Annotated in this window: 16 protein-coding genes and 2 pseudogenes; 10 read left to right on the top strand and 8 right to left on the bottom strand. The window is 68.8% G+C overall.

The genetic code is table 11. The features are described from left to right. Positions 1-109 precede the first annotated feature (109 nt). Positions 110-490 (bottom strand): hypothetical protein, encoded by a 381-nt coding sequence (locus ACFV2J_RS39720; RefSeq protein ID WP_385085514.1) that lies wholly within the window; start codon positions 488-490, stop codon positions 110-112. Positions 491-1,164: 674 nt separating this feature from the next. Here ACFV2J_RS39720 and ACFV2J_RS39725 point away from each other — a divergent pair. From ACFV2J_RS39725 to ACFV2J_RS39735, 3 genes and pseudogenes are all read left to right on the top strand, one after another. Beyond that, positions 1,165-1,488 (top strand): annotated as a pseudogene (locus ACFV2J_RS39725) (TIGR02391 family protein); the annotation flags it as partial. Positions 1,489-1,538: 50 nt separating this feature from the next. After that, positions 1,539-1,862 carry a hypothetical protein gene (locus ACFV2J_RS39730; RefSeq protein WP_385085518.1) on the top strand — a complete coding sequence of 108 codons (324 nt, stop codon included), beginning with the start codon at positions 1,539-1,541 and terminating at the stop codon, positions 1,860-1,862. Positions 1,863-1,898: 36 nt separating this feature from the next. Beyond that, positions 1,899-2,743 (top strand): annotated as a pseudogene (locus ACFV2J_RS39735) (IS5 family transposase). 236 nt (positions 2,744-2,979) lie between these two features. Here the strand turns inward: ACFV2J_RS39735 and ACFV2J_RS39740 are convergent. From ACFV2J_RS39740 to ACFV2J_RS39770, 7 genes are all read right to left on the bottom strand, one after another. Continuing rightward, on the bottom strand, positions 2,980-4,026 hold the full coding sequence (locus ACFV2J_RS39740) for a LacI family DNA-binding transcriptional regulator (protein ID WP_385085520.1): 1,047 nt from the start codon (positions 4,024-4,026) through the stop codon (positions 2,980-2,982). A gap of 53 nt (positions 4,027-4,079) precedes the next feature. Next, the gene (locus ACFV2J_RS39745; protein ID WP_385085522.1) at positions 4,080-5,018 is read right to left on the bottom strand and encodes an ROK family protein; all 939 of its coding nucleotides are present in this window, start codon (positions 5,016-5,018) and stop codon (positions 4,080-4,082) included. Continuing rightward, positions 5,015-6,736, bottom strand: a complete 1,722-nt coding sequence (locus ACFV2J_RS39750) for a class I mannose-6-phosphate isomerase (RefSeq protein ID WP_385085524.1) — start codon at positions 6,734-6,736, stop codon at positions 5,015-5,017. Before ACFV2J_RS39750 ends, ACFV2J_RS39745 begins: the two co-directional genes overlap by 4 nt. A 349-nt stretch (positions 6,737-7,085) precedes the next feature. Further along, positions 7,086-8,072, bottom strand: coding sequence for an aldo/keto reductase (locus ACFV2J_RS39755; protein WP_385085525.1), 987 nt, complete (start codon positions 8,070-8,072; stop codon positions 7,086-7,088). Then, positions 8,069-8,908 (bottom strand): amidohydrolase family protein, encoded by an 840-nt coding sequence (locus tag ACFV2J_RS39760; protein ID WP_385085527.1) that lies wholly within the window; start codon positions 8,906-8,908, stop codon positions 8,069-8,071. The genes ACFV2J_RS39755 and ACFV2J_RS39760 overlap by 4 nt, the downstream gene beginning before the upstream one ends. Positions 8,909-8,985: 77 nt before the next feature. Continuing rightward, positions 8,986-9,309, bottom strand: a complete 324-nt coding sequence (locus ACFV2J_RS39765) for an L-rhamnose mutarotase (RefSeq protein WP_385085529.1) — start codon at positions 9,307-9,309, stop codon at positions 8,986-8,988. Between the two features lie 3 nt (positions 9,310-9,312). Further along, positions 9,313-10,065, bottom strand: a complete 753-nt coding sequence (locus ACFV2J_RS39770) for an SDR family NAD(P)-dependent oxidoreductase (protein ID WP_385085531.1) — start codon at positions 10,063-10,065, stop codon at positions 9,313-9,315. Positions 10,066-10,445: 380 nt separating this feature from the next. On the opposite strand from ACFV2J_RS39770, the gene ACFV2J_RS39775 reads away from it, so the two are divergent. From ACFV2J_RS39775 to ACFV2J_RS39805, 7 genes are all read left to right on the top strand, one after another. Then, positions 10,446-11,294 carry a FadR/GntR family transcriptional regulator gene (locus ACFV2J_RS39775; protein WP_385085533.1) on the top strand — a complete coding sequence of 283 codons (849 nt, stop codon included), beginning with the start codon at positions 10,446-10,448 and terminating at the stop codon, positions 11,292-11,294. Positions 11,295-11,486: 192 nt separating this feature from the next. After that, on the top strand, positions 11,487-14,696 hold the full coding sequence (locus tag ACFV2J_RS39780; protein WP_385443346.1) for a discoidin domain-containing protein: 3,210 nt from the start codon (positions 11,487-11,489) through the stop codon (positions 14,694-14,696). Positions 14,697-14,776: 80 nt separating this feature from the next. Continuing rightward, a complete protein-coding gene (locus ACFV2J_RS39785; RefSeq protein ID WP_385095643.1) occupies positions 14,777-15,874 on the top strand; it encodes an enolase C-terminal domain-like protein in 1,098 nt (365 codons plus the stop codon). A 145-nt stretch (positions 15,875-16,019) separates the two neighbouring features. Beyond that, positions 16,020-17,405 carry an ABC transporter substrate-binding protein gene (locus ACFV2J_RS39790; RefSeq protein ID WP_385095646.1) on the top strand — a complete coding sequence of 462 codons (1,386 nt, stop codon included), beginning with the start codon at positions 16,020-16,022 and terminating at the stop codon, positions 17,403-17,405. Then, positions 17,402-18,334 (top strand): carbohydrate ABC transporter permease, encoded by a 933-nt coding sequence (locus ACFV2J_RS39795; protein WP_385095649.1) that lies wholly within the window; start codon positions 17,402-17,404, stop codon positions 18,332-18,334. Before ACFV2J_RS39790 ends, ACFV2J_RS39795 begins: the two co-directional genes overlap by 4 nt. Further along, positions 18,331-19,245: a carbohydrate ABC transporter permease gene (locus tag ACFV2J_RS39800; protein ID WP_385095652.1), complete on the top strand. Its 915-nt coding sequence runs from the start codon at positions 18,331-18,333 to the stop codon at positions 19,243-19,245. Before ACFV2J_RS39795 ends, ACFV2J_RS39800 begins: the two co-directional genes overlap by 4 nt. A 597-nt stretch (positions 19,246-19,842) precedes the next feature. After that, on the top strand, positions 19,843-20,095 hold a 253-nt coding region (locus ACFV2J_RS39805; RefSeq protein WP_385443344.1), incomplete at its 3' end, for a colicin immunity domain-containing protein.

The raw sequence follows: 20,095 nt of genomic DNA on the forward strand, positions 1-20,095 counted from the left end.
GCCATATCGTTTGTTCTGTGGCTGCGAGTTGTCCCACACCCCTGCTCGCGGGGTTGTTATACCCACCCCCACCCCCCCCCCCCCCCCCGCGTCAGGGTCGGTCGGTCGGTCAGGGTGTAGCGCAGATGGCGTACACGCTGATGCCGACGGTGGAGTAGCCGTCCTGCCGGCCCAGGGCGATCCAGCCGGTGCCGTCCGGGGTGGGGAAGCTACCGACCAGGACCGCCCCGTTGCCCTGGGCCTCGGCGCCGCCCCCGATGACCTTCTTGCCCGCCGGGCAGTAGAGGGTGCGGCGCTGGAAGTTGGGTACGCCGGCATTGGGGAGCTGGACGATCTGATAGCCGTTCACGGCCGCGGCCCGTGCCGGTGCCTGGGCCGCAACTGCCTGGCCGGTCGCGGTTTCGCTGGTGGTGGCCTGGGCGGCCCAGCCGAGTCCCGACACCAGGGCCAGTGCCAGAACGCCCGCGCCGATCGCCTGCTTGCCTCGCATACGCATGTCCTCTCGTTCCGTGAGCTCCGGCGAAGCGGAGTCCTCTTGGTTGGCTATGGTCACGGCGGCGAACAGGCGCCAGGGGTCGAATCCACCTAAACTCCACGATGGTTTGAACACAGGGCATAGGGGGCGCTCGCCGCCAGCGGGTGCCACCCACACGCGCGGCCCCCTCGGCCGCGCCGCCGGGATGCACGACGCCGCACCCCTTTTGGAGCGGGGTGGGAGCACGTGGAGCATGGCGCTCCGTGCGGGCGCCGCAGGCTCAGGCGCACCCCCCGGCAGCCGGCCGTGGCGGTCGATGCCCATGAGAAGTCCTCATCCTGATTTCGCAGGTCACGTGGCTGGTGTGGGTCGGGAGTGATGCACTCGCGCCCCTCGGGAGCGCGATCGTTGCGGAGAAAAGGTCGGTCACCTCTGAACTTCGGTGCTCGCGAGGACGAGGAGGGTCCGCAGGAGGGTGGTGGCATGGCGGGTGTTCATGCAGACCTTGGTGAGAGGCGCCAGGACTTCGAGTTCGCGAACTCGTGCTCACCTGAGTCGGGTTCGCGGCTGAGTAAGCGGTCGCTTCCGTCTCCGCAACCGGCCGGGCCGGCCGGGGGGCTCAACATCGAACTCGTTCCCGTTCTGGAGGCGAAGGCACGACCACAGTTCCTGCGGGGCGACACTTCGAGGCTGCCGCTCTGTTCGCGATGAAGGAAATCGACCTTCGTGTCCGGACGATGGCCGGGTTTCCGAACTTCCTCACGGGCACGGCCCCCATGAAGCAGGCGTTCCCGCCCGGCAAGGCAGATCAGGACGCGGGCCCACTGGTCGACACCACCGCCGATGGAGGCGAGGCAGTCGTCACGATGGAGCTGTTCAAGGGCGCCATCGGCCTGTTCAAAGACCCGACGAGCCACCGACGGGTCGACTACACCCACCCAACCGAAGCAGCCGAGGTTCTCCCGCTGGCCGACCTGCTGATGCGGCTGCTCAACAAGATCGAGGGGGCCTGAGGTCTCATTTGACCTAGGCGATTTCGTTTGGATCAAGGTGGGGGTGAGTGATGGCGGTGGTTCCCGGCTGGCACTCTGGAGCGATGCGATCTGGAACCGACGCCATCGAGAACGGCCTGCGGCATCTGCTCAATGAGTGGGATCCGATCGGCGTCGCTGACGAGGTGCAGGACGAGTACGACTGCATGCTCGCCCCTCTCCTCCAGCGGCTCCGCAGGGGTGCCGACCAGGCGGAGATCGGTGGGTTCCTTCGACACGAGCTGGAGGATCACTTCGGTCTTACCCCTCTGCCGTCAGAGCCGCAAGCGATGGCTGCCCGGCTGATGTCCTGGTGGACAGCTGCTGGCAAGGCCGATGGCATCGGCTGCGTGTAGTCGCTCCCTTCGGATCATCTGCTCGTTTGTCCGGGTGTGTTGTTGACTGACGCGCAGTGGGCGCGGATCGAGCCGTTGCTTCCGGACCGGACACCGAAACGGGGCGGTCAGTGGCGGGACCACCGAGAGGTGATCGACGCCATCGCCTGGAAGTTTCAGACCGGGGCACAGCGGGTCCAGCTGCCGGAGAAGTACGACAACTGACGGGGCGTCTACTACCGGCTGCGGGTGTGGTCCGCCGATGGCACGTGGGAGCGGGTGTTCACCTCGCTTCTGGCCCAGGCGGACGCCGACGAGGAGCTGAACTGGGTCGTCTCGGTGGACTCCACGAACGTGCGAGCCCATCAGCACGCGGCCGGAACCCGCAAAAAGGGGCCCCAGCTGGCGAGCCGGCCGACCATGCCATCGGCCGGTCCCGCGGCGGCCTGACCACGAAGATCCATCTCGCGGCCGACGGCAACTGCCAGCCCCTGGCCTTCCACCTCACCGCCGGACAGGCCGGCGACGCACCCGCCTTCGGCGACGTGATGGCCCGCCTGCGTGTCCCCCGACGGCGTGTACGGCCCCGGACCCGGCCAGTGGCAATCCTCGTAGACAAGGCGTACTCGTCACGGGCCATCCGTGAACACCTCAGGCGGCGCGGCATCCGGGCGGTCATCCCCATGCCAGCCGATCAACGCGGCCACCGCATGCGACGCGGCAGCCGGGGTGGCAGACCACCCGCCTTCGACCGCGAGGCATACAAGCAGCGCAACACCGTCGAACGCTGCATCAACCGCTTGAAGCAGTGGCGCGGGATCGCCACCCGCTACGAGAAGACAGCGGCCATCTACCTGGCCGGACTGCACGTCGCCGGCATCTTCCTCCGGTCTGCCAGATGATCCAAACGAAACCGCCTAGTGCAGAGAAGCAGTCTCCAGGCGAAAGGCGACGTCGGAGACCGGTGGTGATGGTGGTGATGAGACGAGCGGCGATGGTCACGCCTTCTTCCAGCCACGGGCGGCGGACGACACGAGACCCTGACCGCCCAACCCGGTGGGCAACGCCAACCCCGCCGAGCGACCTCGATCCGCGTCCCTGAGGTCGCCTCCGGCCGGCCGACCTCACGCTTTCCATTTCAGTGGTCGCCCTGCGGCAGCCCGCAGGGACGTGTGCCAGGGTGCGGGCCGTAGCGGATCATGCGGGTCGGGACGGTGATGCGTCGAGATGTGGGGGAGGTCTCGGTGTGCTGCCCGCTGAGGCGGTCGATGAGGAGCTGTGCGGCCTGCCGGCCGATTTCGTCGGCGTCGTACGAGACGAGTGTCAGCGGGAGGCCCAGGATGTCTGAGAGATCGAAGTCGTCGAAGCCTGTCAGGGGGAGGGTGGTGCCGGCTTTGTAGAGGGCTCGGATCGCGCCTTGGCTGATGCGGTTGTTCGTGCAGAACAGCGCTGTGGGTCCATCAGGCAGGTGGAGGAGGTCGAGGGTCGCTTGCTCGGCCGTCGCGGCGTCGACGAGGCCTTGGCGTATCAGGGCGTTGTCAGGCTCCACGGCGGCTTCCTCGTGTGCCGCCCAGAAGCCGCGCAGCCGTTCGGCTCCCGTGTACAGCGCCGGCGGATTGCCGAGGAAGGCGATGCGGGTGTGTCCTTCCGCCAGGAGGCAGGCTGTGGCCTCTCGGGCACCATGGAAGTCCTCGACCAGCACACAGTCGGTGTCGAGCCCGGCGGGGGGCCGTGCGGCGAGGACGACGGGGACACGGCGCATGGCCTCGGCCAGGTGCTGCTGTTGACTGCCCGCGGGGACGACGATCAGGCCTTCGACTCGGTGGTCGATGAGACCGTCGACGAGGCCGGGTTCGCGGTCGCCCTCGTCGCCCGTGTTGCTGAGCATCATCCGGAAGCCATGTTCGCCGAGGACTTCCTGCACGCCGAGCGCGAGACGTGAATAGAAGGGGTTCGCGAGGTTGGTGACGACGAGGCCGATCATGCCGCTGCCACCGAGCCGCAGGCTGCGTGCGGTCTCGTTGAGGCGGTAGCCGAGACGGTCGACCGCCGCGAAGACGCGTTCGCGTGTGGCTTCGGAGACCCGCGGGTCGTTCCTGAGCGCCCGTGACACCGTCATGGCGCTGACCCGGGCGATTTTCCCCACGTCCTGCATGGTCGGGCCGCCGCCTCGATGAGCGTTCATACCCCTTCTCCTTCCCGTGTCCGTCGTCGTGGCGTCCCGGACCTGGTCAGCCCTCAAGGCGCCGCGTTCGGGGCGTCCTGTGCCCAGTTGGCGGCTCCGATCAGTGGTGCTTCCGCTGGTTGTCCGGCCGGCAGGACGCGTGCAGTGATTCCACCGGTCCGGGCCAGCCCGGTGGAGAGCGCGGGGTGGATCAGGTCCCAGGACTGGGCCATGGAGCCACCGATCACCACCGCGGTGGCCTCGAACCGGACGATCCACGGGGCCAGGACCTGGCCAAGAGTGACGAAAGCGTAGCGGAAGGCCTCGGCAGCAGCCGGGTCGCCCCTCCTCGCCAGCGCGGCGATCTCATGGACGTCCGGGAGGCCGCTGTCCTCCGTGAGGCTGCCGAGGCGGGCGTAGCGGGCGCGGATGGCACGGCGTGAGACGAGATCCTCCAGCGGCCGATCGCGCACGGTCAGCCGGTGCACGTGACCGTCGGGGGGCACCTGCGTGCCGTCGTGCACGGGCAGGCCGCCCCGCAGGAAGGAGGAGCCCACGCCGGTACCCAGCGTCAGGCACACCACACGCTCGTGCCCCGCTGCGGAGCCCGCATGATATTCCCCGATGGCGAAGGCGTCGGCGTCGTTGAGGAAGCGCAGCCGTTCGGCCCGGTGGCCCAGCCGCTGACGCAGTCCGGCCCCGACATCGACACCGGACAGGGTCTCGAACTTCCCGACGCCCGTGAAGCGGCCCATACCGGTGTCGTAGTCGAAGGGCCCGGGAATGGCCACGCCCCAGTACGGCCGGTGCCCGGCGGGCAGTTCCAGGGCGGCGTGGGCGATGACGTCGAGGATGCTGTCGGCGGTGGCACCGGATCCCAGGGGCCTGCGCAGTACCGAGGACGGGACAGGGCGGCTGGTCGCGGGATCGACCACGGCGGCGGTGACATGGGTTCCGCCGATGTCGAGAACGGGGATCAACGCACAGGTCCGCTGGTCGGCAGACCTGATCACGGCTCGACCACCAGGGCTTTGACGATGTGCACCTCGTCGCTGCCCACCGCGCTGATGCGATAGGGGCCGACTGCGGCGGGCACGGTGACGGTCTCCGCGAAGGCCAGGAAGTGGCTGCCCGCGTCGCGTGTCTCGATGACGGCGCCCCGGCCCGCGGCGACGTTGAGGATGTGGAAGCGGCCTGCGGTGTCGTCGGACATCCCGGCGTCCGGGACGACGACCAGGCGGTGCACCGCGTAGAACATCTCGGGCAGTGCGCCGATGACCTCCTCGCGCCAGCCCTCGCCGGCGCGCAGGGTGCGCGGCTGCTGGATCAGTTCCTTCGTCACGTCCTCTCCGCGTCGGGCGGTGTCGAGGTTGGCGAAACCGTGCTCGTAGGGAAGGGGCCGGGCCGCGCCGGCGGCGTTCTTGCGGAGCCAGTCGTAGAAGCGCAGGGAGTACAGGTAGGGCGTCGCGCTCACCTCCAGCACCAGATTGCCCGCGCCGGAGGCGTGCGGCGTGCCCGCAGGGATCATGAACAGCTGGCCGACCGTGGCCGGATGGGTCTGGACGTGGTCCTCGACGGGCACCGGGGTGTCGTGTGCGATGGCGTCCTCCACCTGGCGGCGCATGACCTCGGGATCCGCGTGCTCGGTGAGCCCGAGGAGAACCTGGGCGCCGGGCTCGCTGGCGGTGACGTAGTACGTCTCGTGCTGGGTGTAGGACCAGCCGAAGACCTCCCGCATGTACTGCTCCCGAGGGTGGCAGTGCAGGGAGAGGTTGCCGCCCTCGATGGTGTCGAGGTAGTCGAACCGGATCGGGAAGGAGGTACCGAAGGTGCGGTGGACTTCCTGGCCGAGCAGGGACTCCGGGTGCAGGACGCACAGCAGTTGGAACGGGACCTCGACCTGTGGTCCGTTCTTGTCGCCGATGAGGACTCCCGCCTCGGGGGCGATCAGTTCGTAGCCGAGGGCGGTGTTGCCGGCCTGCGGAGTGAAGCCGAGCTCGTTCACCGCCCATTGGCCGCCCCACGGGGTGGAGTTGAAGTAGGGGCGAGTGCGTACGGGGCCTCGGACCAGGTGTTCCAGGGTGCCGCGCAGGGCGGTGCCGTTCAGTGAGGCGGGCGCTGCCGCATCCTGCATGTCGATCCACCGGTCGACCCTTGTCGCGAGGGTGTCGCGGTGTCGGTCCAGCACGGGCCAGTCGGTGTAGAACAGCCTTACCAGATCACCTGGTTCGCCGGGACGGCCGAGGTTGACGCCCACCGGGAGGTCTCCGTGCGCCACGGCGGTCTCGGCGTATCGCTTCGGCAGGTCCGCGTACCACAGCACATCCGGTTCGCACATCCCCGCGCCCGGTCCGAACATCACCACCACTCCCCTGTCCGGGAGCCTGTCGGCCCGGGGGACGATGTCGAAGAGGTCCGAGACTCGCGCCTCGGACAATGGGGTGAAGAAGGGGTCGTCGGCAGGGACGGGCCGGGCGGCGATGCGGTCGGCGGCCGCCGACCCGTAGTGACGTCGCACGTCCAGCAGTTGCACCTCACGCCCGGTGGAGCGGAGGGCCGCCGAGAGGCCTTCGGCCAGTGCGTCCCAGTCCAGCGCGGCAGGACCGTCGACCGACAACCGGAGCGGACGGGCCGGCAGGCCTGCGACAGCGGCCGGCCAGCCCGCGACCACCTGCCCCGCTATGGGCTCGTAGTTGGGGTGGGCATCGTACGAACGAGACGTCGACGGCACATCTACTCCTCGGTGGGGTTTCGGTGGGTAAGTTAACGATAACAACGGGTCGTCAAGGAGGTCACCTCTCCATCCTCGGCGTGCTCTCCCCGCTGAACTGGCTCTGAACTGCTGGCATCTGAGGGACAGGGACTTCGGCGGCTCTGACTGCTGGTGAGCCCCTGGCGTTACTGGAGTGTTGACGATAACAAGCGGGCGGGCCGTGTCACCGGCGACGCCTTCCCCGGTGAGGGGACCGCCGGGTCGGCACGTCGGCGCTCAGCCGTGGCCTACCAGGGCACGGCGGCGCTTCATGGCCAGGACGCACAGTCCTCGAACCCTCCCGGGGCGATCGGGGCGCACCGTTCCCTCACCGGCCGAGATCACTCGTCCCTGTCACGACGACGCTGTCGAGGTCGCTCCATGCCTCATCGGTCAGGTCGACCGCCGCCCAACGGGCCGCCGCTCGTACCTCGTCACCGGAGCGGAAACCCGCCACCACACAGGCCACCTCTGGACTGCGCAGGGGGAATCGCACGGCGGCGTGGGGAAGGACCGTTCCGTGTCGGGAGCATGCCTCGACGAGGGCGCGGACGCGCTGCAGCACGGCCGTGGGAACAGGGCCGTAGTCGAAGGTGGCCTCAGCGGCCGGGTGCGGACGGCTCAGGAGGCCGGAGTTGAAGGGCGCCGCGGCGACGACGGATACTCCTCGCGCGGCGCATGTGTCCAGCAGGGGCCGGGCCGTGCGGTCGAGGAGGGTCCACCGCCCGGCCACCATGACGGTGTCGATGTCCGTCTCGGTGACGGTCCGCAGGAGGGGGCCGACGGTGTTCGCACCCACGCCCACGGCGCCGATGACTCCCTGGTCGCGCAGGTTCAGCAGCGTGGGTATGGCCTCACCGACGGCGGCGTCCAGGTGATCGTCGGGGTCGTGGACGTAGACGATGTCGATCCGGTCCAGCCTCAGCCGATCCAGGCTGGCCTCCAGACTGCGCAGCACGCCCGATCGGGAGTAGTCGGGACGGCGGATCAGGGTGTCCGGTACGGCGAAGCCTCCCGCGGACAGGTCGGATCCGGTCGGAGCGGGGTGAGGTTCCAGCAGACGTCCGACCTTGGTGGAGACACTGAAGTCCTCCCGGGGCCGGCGGGCGAGGGCCTCGCCCAGGCGCCGTTCCGAGAGTCCCAGGCCGTAGTGCGGCGCGGTGTCGAAGTATCGAAGCCCCGCATCCCAGGCGGCGTCGACCGTGGTCCGGGCTTCGTCGTCGCTGATGGCGCTGTAGAGGTTGCCGAGGGGAGCGGCACCGAAGCCCAGGGCGCTGACGTGCACATTCGTGCGGCGCAGCCGCGTGATGTTCATGCCGGAATTCCGTACCAGTGCGCGGCGGTGGTGCCGAAGACGGCTTCGTGCTCCGCGTCGCCCAGGCCCTCGGACAAGGCCTCGGCCACGGCGAGGACATCGGGGTAATCGGCCGCCAGGAGACAAACCGGCCAGTCCGATCCGAACATGACGCGGTCCGGCCCGAAGTTCGACCACAGTACGTCGGCGAAGGGGCGCAGCGCCCGAACGGGGTCGTCTCCGGGGGGCGTGCGGGTCACGAGACCGGACAGCTTCACAGCGACGTTGGGGCAGGCGGCCAGATCCCTCATCTCGGCGGTCCAGACGGCCAGGCCCTCCTTGTCGATCAGTGGATTGCCGGCGTGGTCCAGGACGAAGCGCACGTCGGGCAGCTCGTGTGCGGTCTTGACCGCGTCGGACAGTTGGTCGGGTCGTACCAGCAGGTCGTAGGCGAGACCCGCCGCGGCGACTGCCTGAAGGCCACGGCGGACGTCGTCGCGGGACGTCCAGTCGGACACCGGTTCGTCCTGGATGCCGTGGCGGATCCCCACCAGTGCCGCCCCGCCGGGGGCGTCCCGCAGTTCGGAGAGGCGGTCGGCGACTGCAGGATCGGTCAGATCCGTCCATCCGACCACGGCCTTCACGTGGGTGTCCCTGACGGTCAGCGCGAGCAGCTCTGGTGTCTCCTCGGCGTCGGCCAGGGTCTGCACGACGACGGTGGCGTCGACGGCGTTGTGCTCGAGCAGCGGCCGCAGCTCGAACGGGCTGTAGCTGCGGTGCAGTTGGGGCACGCCGTGGGCCCAGGGCTGGTCACGCACCTTCAGGTCCCACAGGTGGTGATGGGCGTCGATACGCATGGTCCGTTCCTGGTCCGTTCCTGGTGCGAGAAGGGGAGTAGGGGATATGGCCTGGCGTCGTACGGGGGGACGCCGGGTCAGTCGAGGTGAAAGATCTCCTCGGCGCTCGCCCACAGTTGGCCGTCGACGGCGGTGTCCAGCGGTTGCTGGCAGGGGTCGGTCAGTGCCCACCAGCGCTGCGAGGTCGGGTCGGTGGCGATCGCGGCGGTGTCGGCCGCGTAGTCGTCGCCGGTGTATTCGAGGTAGCTGAACAGCAGTCCGTCGCGCAGGAAGATCGAGTAGTTGCCGATGTGGGCGCGTTTCAGGGCTTTGAGGACACCGGGCCATGCCGCGGCGTGCAGGGCGCGGTACTCGGCTTCCTTCTCCGGGCGCAGCCTGACCACGGCAGCGTGACGTTCCATCGCTCATCCTTCCTTTCGCAGTCGCAGCGCGTCCATGCCGCCGTCCACGGCCAGGCTGGTCCCGGTGGTGGAGCCGGCTGCGGAGGAGGCCAGATAGGCCACGGCCGCGGCCACTTCGTCGGCGGAGACCAGGCGGCCGTGCGGTTGCCGGGCCGCCAGGGCCGCGTGTTCGGCGGCCGGGTCCGGAGCCTGCTCCATGAGGCGGGCCACCCAGGGGGTGTCAGCGGTGCCGGGGCTGACGGCGTTGACCCTGATGCCCTCGGGGAGCAGATCCGCCGCCATGGCGCGGGTCAGGGACAGCACCGCGCCCTTGGTGGCCGAGTACAGCGCCCGCTGGGGCAAGCCGGCCGTCGCGGCGATGGAGGAGACGTTGACGATCGCACCGTGGGGTGAGGATCGCAGCGCGGGCAGCGCGGCGCGCGTGACCCGCACGAGTCCGACGACGTTGATGTCCCACACCCGGTGCCATTCGTCGTCGGAGTTGTCCGCGATGCCGCCCTGGGCGCCGGTCCCGGCGTTGTTGACCAGGATGTCCAGGCCACCGAGGGTGTTGATCGCGCTGCTGACGGCGGCTGTGACGGAGGTGTCGTCACCGATGTCGGCCTGCAGACACGCGGTGAATCCGTCGGGGGACGCCTGCGTCAGGTCCAGGATCGCGACGCGCGCCCCCTGGGAGGCGAGCAGCCGGGCGGTCGCCAGTCCGATTCCGGAAGCGCCGCCGGTGACCAGGGCGCGAAGCCCGTCGAAGCTGCCCATGTCAGGCCTCCTTGAATGTCCGTTGCTGTCGGCCGGGTCCGTCGATCTCCACGCCCAGGACGCCGCCCGTCCGCAGGTACGGAGTACCGGTCGGCAGGCGACCCCGGCCGGCGCAGCGGTGTTGATCAGCTCGCGAGGGCGCAGCACGTTGGTGGTACCCCGCCGACCGTGATGGATCTGCTTCATTCGACGATCAGGACGATAAGGATCAGATCACTTCGGCGCAACAGAGAGCTTCCAACTGTCTCTCACCACGGACTCCACAGTGTTCAGACGGATTTGAAACTGATCCTCGTCGATATCTATCCATCACGTAACGCGGATGCCATAGTGGCCCGGCAGATGAACCAGACTCATTTGACGAACGCAAAGGAGCCATCGTGGCCGATCCGTCGCGCGTCCCGGCCGAAGGGGAAGACGATGCGTCGCGTCCCTACCGGCCGGGGTACGAGTTGGTGGCCGAGCAGTTGTTGGAGTACATCTCCGCACAGGGGCTGCGCCCCGGTGACCGGCTTCCCACCGAACGAGGCCTCGCCGAGATCCTGGGAGCCACCCGCAACGTCACGCGCGAGGCCGTGAAGGTCCTGGCGGCCATCGGCCGGCTGAGCGTGCGGCGAGGAGCCGGCATCTTCGTCGCCGAGGGAACGGGGGGACTGGTCGACGACCAGATGTCCCAGTTCCGGCCGACGAGCATGGAAGACATCCTGATGCTCCTGGACTACCGGTCGGTGATCGAGTCGGAGACGGCCCGCAGGGCCGCCGGCCTCGCCACCCCCGTCGAAGTCCGCACCATCAAGGAGAGTGCCCAAGCCACGCTGGACGCTGCCGTACGACACGAGGTGCACGCCTTCGCGCGCGCCGACGAGGCCTTCCACGACGCGGTCGGCGCTGCTTCGCACAACGTGTTCCTCCGCTCGAGTGTCGCCGGCGTCCGGCGCCTCGCCGGCCAGTCCGATGTGCTGCTCTTCCACGGCGACGCGCCTGGCTCCCTGGAGGTCGCCGCGCGCCAGCACCTCGCCATCGCCGAGGCGGTCTCCGCGGGGGAGGCCGCACTCGCCGAGCAGCTGATGGTGGAGCACATCGCCACCACCCAGAGTCAGTTCGAGCGCAAGATCCGCGACCGGCTGTTCAACCTCGACGGCCGCACCGCCCCCGGGTCATCCGCCCGGCCGTCGGCGGACAGCGGCCCCGGGCGCGCTGCGGAGCCCCCGCAGACGTCGGCTTCCTAGGCCGGCGGCGGGCCCGTCGCCACAGGGTGACGGGCCCGCGCCGACCGGTGTACCGGGAACAGGGCGGACGACCCGTTTCCTGTGTTCCCTCCCCCAGACGATTGGATCTCCGTGTCTCTTCTGTCTGTACGCAAGGGCAGAGCCGTGCCACTGCCGAGAACCCTCATAGCCGCCCTGCCCGTCGCCCTGGCGATGGCCCCGCTCGCCGCAGCCCCGGCCCAGGCGGCTCCGAAGGCCGCGGGGCTCACCGTCTACGTCTCCCCGGGCGGCCAGGACACCGGCCGGGGTAGCGCGAGCCATCCGTTCAAGACCCTGGAACACGCCCGGGATTACGTGCGCGACACCAAGTCCCGGGCCGGCGGCGACATCCACGTCCGTCTGCTGACCGGCACGTACCGGCTCAGCCGCACCTTCACCCTCACCGCCCAGGACTCCGGCGGGAACGGGCAGAAGATCGTCTACGAGGCCGCACCCGGCGCCCACCCGGTGATCAGCGGCGGCCGTCAGGTCACCGGCTGGACCAAGGCCGACGCGGACGGCAAGGTCTACAAGGCGAAGCTGACCGGCCTCGACACCCGCCAGCTCTACGTCAACGGCGAGCCCAGGACACGGGCGCGCAGCGGGAAGAACCCCTCGGGCTTCAGCAAGACCTCCACCGGCTACACCTTCACCGACAGCGCCATCAGTTCCTACAAGCATCCCGCGGACCTCGAAGTCGCAAGCTCCTGGGGCTGGAAGCTGATGCGCTGCCCCGTCGCGTCGATCTCCGGCACCACGATGACGATGCGTCAGCCCTGCTGGCACAACGCCAACCTCCAGCAGGGGCAGGAGATCCAGAACCCGACCTGGCTGGAGAACGCCCGCGAACTGCTGGACAGCCCGGGAGAGTGGTACCTGGACAAGAGCGCCGGCGAGGTCTACTACATGCCCGAGGCGGGCGAGAACATGAGGACCGCGGACGTCACCGTGCCCGCGATCCAGGACCTGGTCGACCTGAACGGCACCCGCGAACACCCGGTCACCGGCGTGGCCTTCCAGGGCATCACCTTCTCCTACTCCACCTGGCTGGAGCCGAGTTCACCCGACGGACTCATCGAGGGCCAGGCCGGCTTCCGGATGGTCGGCGACGACAACCCGACGTTCGACTCCACCCGCCTGAACTGGAAGAAGACACCCGGAGCCGTCAACGTCAGCCACGGCCGGGACATCGGCTTCGAGGACAACACCTTCACCCACCTCGGCGCGGTCGGCCTCAACCTGAACACCGGCACCCAGCACACCGACATCACCGGCAACGTCTTCCGCCAGATCGCCGCCACCGGTATCCAGATCGGCGGCGTCGAATGGGGGGACGCCCACCCCGCGGACCCACGGGACACCACCAAGGACACCCGCGTCGACAACAACGTCGTCACCCAGGTCGCCGACCAGTACAACGGCTCCCTCGGCATCCTGGCCGGCTACACCGACTCCACGGTGATCACCCACAACAAGGTCCACGACCTGCCCTACAGCGGCATCTCCGTAGGCTGGGGCTGGGGTCTGACCGACAAGGGCGGCAACTCCGCCTACCCGGGCAACGCGGGCGTCCCGGTCTCCGACACCCCGACCATCAGCCGTGACAACGTCGTCAGCGACAACGAGATCAGCGACATCATGAAGTCGCAGGCCGACGGCGGCGCCGTCTACACCCTGAGCGAGAACCCGGGCGGGCGCGTCTCCGGCAACTACATCCGCGGCGTCCCCGGACCCGCGTACGGCGCCGTGTACCACGACGAGGGCAGCCGCCACTGGACGAACACGGGCAACGCGTTCTGCGACATCGCCTTCCAGTGGCTGCTGATGAACCACGCCGAGGACAGCCGGGCCACCGGCAACTACACGACCAACCCCGCCTTCAGCGTCCAGTACCTCAGCAAGAACGACACCGTGAACGGCAACATCACCGTCGGAGCCTGCGACCAGCTGCCCGCCTCGATCGTGAGCAACGCCGGTCTCCAGAAGTCCTACCGGCACCTCGACCCCGGTCCCGCGGTGACCGACCACCGGGCCCCCGGCGCACCCGGCACCCCGACCGCCGTCACCGACTTCCCGACCGTGGCCGACCTCAGCTGGCCCGCCGCCACCGACGACACCGCGGTCACCGGCTACTCGGTGTTCCAGGACGGCAAGCTCGTCAACGCCTCCGCCACCCCAGCCGTCCGCATCCCCGGGCTGACGGCAGGCAAGACGTACACCTTCCAGGTCACCGCGCGCGACGCGGCCGGCAACGAGTCGGCGCCGAGCCGGACCCTGCGGCTCACCATGCCCGCCGGCCGGGACCTGGCGCTGAAGAAGCCGGTCACCGCCTCCTCCGACTCCGAGGACAACCATCCCGAGAAGGCGGTGGACGGCGACCTGTCGACCCGCTGGGCCCAGGGCCTCGGCCTGCCCGACCCGTCCTGGATCCAGGTCGACCTCGGCGGCTCCTACGACGTCGACGGCACGATCACCACCTTCGAGAAGGCGAGCGGATACAAGTACCGCGTCGAGGTGTCACCCGACGAGGTCCACTGGAAGACCCTCGCCGACCGCACCGGCACCAACACCACGGCCCAGACCGACTACGACCACACCGCAACCCCCGTCACCGGCCGCTACGTACGGCTCACCGTGACCGGATCCAGCGGCAGCGGCGGCAGCATCTTCGACCTTCAGGTCTACGGCAGCCCGGCCGCACCCAGCTCGGACCACACCGCGCCCGCACGGCCCGGACAGCCCCAGATCCGCCCGCTGGCACCCGGCGCCCTGGACCTCGACTGGCCGGCCGCCACCGACGACACGGCCGTGACCAGCTACGTCGTCTACCAGGACGGCAAGCGCATCGCCGTCACCGACGACACCACCCTGCGGGTCACCGGCCTGACGGACCACACCCCGTACACCTTCACCGTCGTCGCTCGTGACGCCGCACTGAACGCGTCCGACCCGAGCCCCGCGGCCACCGTGACCACACCCACCGACAACGACCTCGCCCTGCACAAGCCCGCCACCGCGTCCTCCGAGTCGGACGGGTACGCGCCCGCCAACGCCGTCGACGGCGACCTGTCGACGCGCTGGGCCCAGGGCCTCGGCCTGCCCGACCCGTCCTGGATCCAGGTCGACCTCGGCGACGCCACCGACGTCTCCAGCGCGGCAGTCACCTTCGAGAAGGCCAGCGGCTACAAGTACCGCCTGGAGTACTCCACCGACGGCGAGAACTGGTCCACGCTCGACGACCACACCGCGAACAACACCACCTCCGCGACCAACTACGCCTTCGCCGCCCACCCGATCACCGCCCGCTATCTGCGCCTGACCGTCACCGGATCCAGCTGGAACGGCGGCAGCATCTACGAACTCCAGGTCTATGGCGGCTTCTGAGCCACCCGCACGGCGGGTTCCGGCGGCGACGGCGCCGCCGGCACCCCGCCGGCTCCTCGCACACAGAGACGAAAGCCAGGATGAAGATCACCCATGTCGAAGTACACCGGATCGACGTTCCGGCGGCCAGCCCGCCCTTCCGGTGGCGGGACGGCCTGAGCGCCAGCCCCGAGGTCGGCGACGGCGCGGTCCTGCACATCGGTACCGACGAAGGCGCCGAAGGGGTGGCGGTCTTCGCCCGCCCGGGAGCCTTCACCACCCTCACCGAACTGGTCGACCGGGTCTTCCGGGACGAACTGCTCGGCGCCGACCCCCTCCAGCGGGAATGGCTGTGGCACCGAGTGTGGGAACTGGACCGGATCCACGAACTCCCCCTCCCCACCCTGGGCCTCATCGACATCGCCCTGTGGGACCTCGCCGGCCGCTACCACGGACAGCCCGTCTGGCGGCTGCTCGGCGGCTTCCGCGAGGCCATCCCGGCCTACGCCTCCACCTCCACCTTCTCCTCCACCGCAGAGTTCCTCGACGTGGCCGACCAGTGCCTGGCACTGGGCTACCGCGGCATCAAGCTCCACGCCTGGGGCGACGCCCGCCGCGACGCCGCCCTCTGCCTCGCGCTGCGCGACCACGTCGGCCCCGACGTCCCCCTCATGTACGACGGATCCGCGGGCTTCGACCTGCCGGACGCGATCCGGCTGGGACGGGCACTCTCCGAGGCCGACTACCTCTGGTACGAGGAGCCGATGCGCGAATTCAGCATCTCCGCCTACCAGAAGCTCGCCGAAACGGTGGACGTCCCACTGCTGGTCGCCGAGACCTCCGACGGAGCGCACATGAACTCGGCGGACTTCATCCGGGCCGGCGCCGCCACCTTCGGCGTCCGCGCCGGCACCACCCTGCGAGGCGGCATCACCGGAGCCATGCGCACCGCCCACCTCGCCGACGCCTACCGCTTGCGAGCCGAGGTGCACGGTTCGGACATCCCCAACCACCACCTGTGCATGGCCATCTCCAACACCACCTACTACGAGTCGCTGGTGACCTCGACGCACGTCGTGCGCGAGCGCCATGTGGACGACCAGGGCCTCGTCCACGCCCCCACCGGACCGGGCATCGCCCTGCCCATCGAATTCGGCTACGGCGCTGCGCTGTCGCCGTTCGTCGAACAACCGCGCTAAGCGGACGGCTGGCCGCCCCCCAGGAGGGCCACCGCAGCCGACTTCCCCGTCCGGCGCATCAGCCGGACCGCGCGAGAACCCTTCCCGCCGGCACAGGATCCCTTTCCGCCGGCACAGAACCGAGCACGAACAGAAAGGCACGACGATGAGGTCTACCGGATCTCCGAGAGCCGCCCGACGCCGCGCGGTCGTGCGCACCGCGGCCGCAGCTCTCTCCCTGGCCACCGCGGCCACGCTGGCAGGCTGTGCCAGCGCCGACACCACCCCGCAGTCCTCCTCCGCCACGGCCGCGTTCAAGCCGGCCGCGCAGAAGGACGGCTCCGAGATCACCGTGTGGGCGGACTCCACCCGGCTGCCGTCCGTGCAGGCCTACCAGAAGGCGCATCCGGACGCGAAGCTGAAGATCGTCACCTACGACGGCGGCGCCGACGGCTCCACCTACCTGCAGTCCAAGGTGCAGCTCTTCGACCGGACCGGCAGCGGATGGCCGGACGTCGTGTTCGGCACGCCCACCGATGTCACCTGGGCATCGCAACCCGGCAAAGCCGGCGGCAAGCCCTTCGCGGCGCCCCTGGACGACAAGCTCGTCCCCCAGAGCGTCCTGGACGGTTTCGCCAAAGGCTCCCTCAGCCCCTGCGAGTTCGGCGGACACACCTACTGCCTGCGCAACGACATAGCCCAGGTCGTCCTCTGGTACAACAAGCCCCTCATGGACAAGTGGGGCTACAAGGTGCCGTCCACCTGGGAGGAGTACGAGGCGATCGGCAAGAAGGTCGCCAAGGAGCACCCTGGCTACCTCGTCGGCTCGGTCGGCGACACCAACTCCCACGAGTCGTACCTCTGGTCCGGGCAGTGCCCCGCCTTCAACCTGGTGAAGCCGGACACCCTGCGCACCGACCTCCAGGACCCCCACTGCACCCGCACCGCGAAACTGCTGGACAACCTGATCGACGCCAAGGCGGTCACCACCAAGGGGTTCTTCAGCCAGGGCTTCGCCAAGGACAGCGGTGACAAGGTCCTCATGGCCTACGGCCCCTCCTGGTACGGCCAGTACCTCTTCAAGGCCGCCTTCAAGACCCCCGCCAAGCAGATCGCCGCCGCTCCCCCGCTGACGTGGGAAGGCGAATCAACCGTCTCCACCGGCAACGTGGGCGGCGGCGTGTGGATGGTCTCCTCGCACAGCGCCAACCTCAAGGCCTCCACCGACCTCGCGACCTGGCTGACCACCTCCGATGCCAACCAGGCCACGGCACCCACCTACCCCGCCTACACCAAGGCGGCAGGAGCCTGGCTGGCCAACCCGGCCAACAGCGGCTATTTCGCCAATGACGTCAGTGGCGCCTTCCAGAAGGCCGCCGACGCCGTGTGGACAGGGTGGTCCAACACCCGCTTCTCCGACGCCACGGCCTGGTCCAGCGTCGTCCTGCCCGCACTCACCGCGGGCAAGAGCCTCACGGCCACCCTGCCCGCCTGGCAGGAGGAGATAGGCAACGAGGCCAAGGCCCAGGGCTACAAGGTGGTCACCAAGTGACCCTGCTCGAGACCGAGCGTGTCGCTGTCTCCGTCCTCCGCCGCGGCACCGCGCCGCGGCGGAGGCGCCGCAGCATGGCCGGCTACCTCTTCGTCGGCGGATACACGCTGCTGCTGCTCGCCTTCGGCGTCTTCCCGACCGGCTACTCCTTCTACCTGGCGCTCACCAACGCCCGCGGCCAGTTCACCGGCCTCAACCAGTTCGTGAAGGTCGTCCAGGACTACCGCTTCCTCCCGGCCTTCGGCCACATGCTGATCTACCTCGCCCTGTGGCTGGTCGTGCTGGTCGTGCTGGTCGTCCTGGTGGCCGTGGTACTGCGCAGCCGGGTCAGTTCGGGCACGTCCGCGCTCCTGCGTTTCCTGTACTACCTCCCGGGCGCGCTGGCCGGCGTAGCCAGCGTCCTGGTCTGGCTGTTCATGCTGGATCCCGACGTCAGCCCGGTGTCCTGGCTGCTGGAGAGCATGGGCATGCACACCTTCGCCGCTGTGCTCTCGCCCGGGAGCCTGCCGCTCATCCTGATGCTGATCGCGTTCTGGACCGGCGCGGGCGGCTGGATGGTCGTCATGTACGGAGCCCTCAACAACATCCCCGACGAAGTGCTCGAAGCCGCCCGGATGGACGGCGCGGGGCCCTGGCGCACCGCCTGGCACATCCAGATCCCCATGATCCGCCAGTGGATCGTCTACATGACGATCATGGCGTTCGCGACGGGCACCCAGCTCTTCGTGGAACCGCAACTGCTCCAGACCGCCAGCCTGGGCCGGGTCAGTCCGACCTGGTCGCCCAACCAGCTGGCCTACGTATACGCCTTCCAGCAGGGTGACTTCAACGGCGCCGCCGCCATCTCCGTCTGTCTGCTGGTCGTTGGACTGCTTGCCGCCGGTCTCCTGGTAGCCCGCTCGAATCTGTTCACGTTGGATGAAAAATGACGCAACCCGCTTCCGTCTCACCGACCACCGGCCGTCTCGCCCGGCCCGGCCGTGCCCTATCGTTCGTTGTCGTGGGCATCCTGCTGGCCGCGTTGCTGGTCTTCTTCGTCCTGCCAGTGATCTGGCTGCTGCTCGCACCCTCCAAGACCGCTGGTGAAGTGGTGCGGGACAACCCGCTCTCCTTCGGTTCCTTCCACCAGATCGGCGCGGCTTGGAAACACCTCTTCGCCTTCCAGGACGGCGCCATGCTCACCTGGCTGCGCAACTCCGCGATCTACTCGGGTGGTGCGCTCGCCCTGACCCTGCTGGTCTGCGTTCCCGCCGGCTACGCGCTGGCCCTGACGAACTTCCGCGGCCGCAAGACCCTCCTGGTGATCACGCTCGTCACCATGATCATGCCGCAGGCCACCCTGGTGCTGCCCGTCTTCCTGGAGCTCAACCGCTTCCACCTGATCGGGACGGTCTGGTCCGTCATCCTGCCCTTCTCCTTCTACCCGTTCGGCGTATACCTGGTCTATATCTACTTCGGCAGCAGCCTGCCCAGAGACCTGCTGTCCGCAGCACGCATCGACGGATGCACGGAATGGCAGCTGTTCTCCCGCATCGCGCTCCCTCTGGCCAAACCTGTCGTCGGACTGGTCGCCTTCTTCAGCTTCGTCGGCAACTGGAACAACTTCTTCCTGCCCTACCTCGTCCTGCCCAACAGCGAGCAGTTCCCGCTCCAGGTAGGCCTGAACCAACTCCTCACCTCCACACCGTCGTTCAACCCGGTCGCCGGCGCCGGCCTGAACATCACCATCCCCGAACTGGCACTGGCGATCATCCTCGCCATCCTGCCGGTCCTCGCCCTTTTCCTCGTCTCACAGCGCACCCTGGTGGCCGGCATGCTCGCCGGCGCGACCAAGGAATGATTGCTGCGGGTGTCGCCATGCTGCCTGCCGCGCCAACGCGGCAGTCCACCCCGCGACGGCGATCGGTCTCCGGCCTCGGGTGGGCATCACAGTCGACCCTTCTAAGCCTGCCGCGGACCAGTCGGACACCACGCTCAGCACGGACGTGCTTTCTCGACCGGAACTCCGGAGACGCTGACGGCGCCCCGGGGTGACGGAATCGCCGCCCCTTACGGCGGCGTCCGCGTCCGGCACCCGGGCCGTCGTTCGGCGGGCTGTCGCGGCGTGAGGTCTGGCTGATCTCGCGGACTCGGCAACGCTGGGGGTCACCGAATTCGTTGCCAACGCCGTGGCACATGCACGCGGAGATGCGATCCAGGTGACTGTGACCCGCGTCGCGCGGCTGCGGGTACGGGGGATGTCGTCGACCGCTCGGCCGTGAGTGTGCTCCCTGAGAGACGGTGATGCGCAAGCACATCGATGACCCTGATACGTTCAAGATCACTACGACGCCACCAAACGCCTGAACGTCATGACGGACCGCAGCGGGAAGTTCATGAGCGGATGGAAGCTGAACCACCAGCGGGCAGTCAACGTCGTCAGTCGAGGGAGTCCGTGATGAGGAGCGAGCCGGAAACCTGCGGGGCACTCGCGCCCTACGCGGCCCTCTGCGAGCGCTTCGTCTCCGGGCAGATCGATGCCCTTGAGTTCGAATCGGGGTTCAGGGCCAAGTTCCGTGAACTGCGCGACATCTCCGATGCCGAGTTCGCCGTGGTGAACGAGCTCTTCTACGTCGTCGAGGACTTCGTGGCGCATGCGCCGGACCGAGACCCCGGCGACGTCACGGAGGCCGAACTCACGGAAGGGGCAC

Origin of the sequence: Streptomyces sp. NPDC059668, from assembly GCF_042734135.1 — a bacterium.
GTDB lineage: Bacteria > Actinomycetota > Actinomycetes > Streptomycetales > Streptomycetaceae > Streptomyces.

What these genes read in the sequence shown, in the direction of transcription:
- ACFV2J_RS39760 (WP_385085527.1), bottom strand. Translation starts at nt 8,908, where the DNA reads ATGCGTATCGACGCCCATCACCACCTGTGGGACCTGAAGGTGCGTGAC.
- ACFV2J_RS39800 (WP_385095652.1), top strand. Translation starts at nt 18,331, where the DNA reads ATGACGCAACCCGCTTCCGTCTCACCGACCACCGGCCGTCTCGCCCGG.
- ACFV2J_RS39740 (WP_385085520.1), bottom strand. Translation starts at nt 4,026, where the DNA reads ATGAACGCTCATCGAGGCGGCGGCCCGACCATGCAGGACGTGGGGAAA.
- ACFV2J_RS39785 (WP_385095643.1), top strand. Translation starts at nt 14,777, where the DNA reads ATGAAGATCACCCATGTCGAAGTACACCGGATCGACGTTCCGGCGGCC.
- ACFV2J_RS39720 (WP_385085514.1), bottom strand. Translation starts at nt 490, where the DNA reads ATGCGAGGCAAGCAGGCGATCGGCGCGGGCGTTCTGGCACTGGCCCTG.
- ACFV2J_RS39780 (WP_385443346.1), top strand. Translation starts at nt 11,487, where the DNA reads ATGGCCCCGCTCGCCGCAGCCCCGGCCCAGGCGGCTCCGAAGGCCGCG.
- ACFV2J_RS39765 (WP_385085529.1), bottom strand. Translation starts at nt 9,309, where the DNA reads ATGGAACGTCACGCTGCCGTGGTCAGGCTGCGCCCGGAGAAGGAAGCC.
- ACFV2J_RS39790 (WP_385095646.1), top strand. Translation starts at nt 16,020, where the DNA reads ATGAGGTCTACCGGATCTCCGAGAGCCGCCCGACGCCGCGCGGTCGTG.
- ACFV2J_RS39730 (WP_385085518.1), top strand. Translation starts at nt 1,539, where the DNA reads ATGGCGGTGGTTCCCGGCTGGCACTCTGGAGCGATGCGATCTGGAACC.
- ACFV2J_RS39770 (WP_385085531.1), bottom strand. Translation starts at nt 10,065, where the DNA reads ATGGGCAGCTTCGACGGGCTTCGCGCCCTGGTCACCGGCGGCGCTTCC.
- ACFV2J_RS39755 (WP_385085525.1), bottom strand. Translation starts at nt 8,072, where the DNA reads ATGAACATCACGCGGCTGCGCCGCACGAATGTGCACGTCAGCGCCCTG.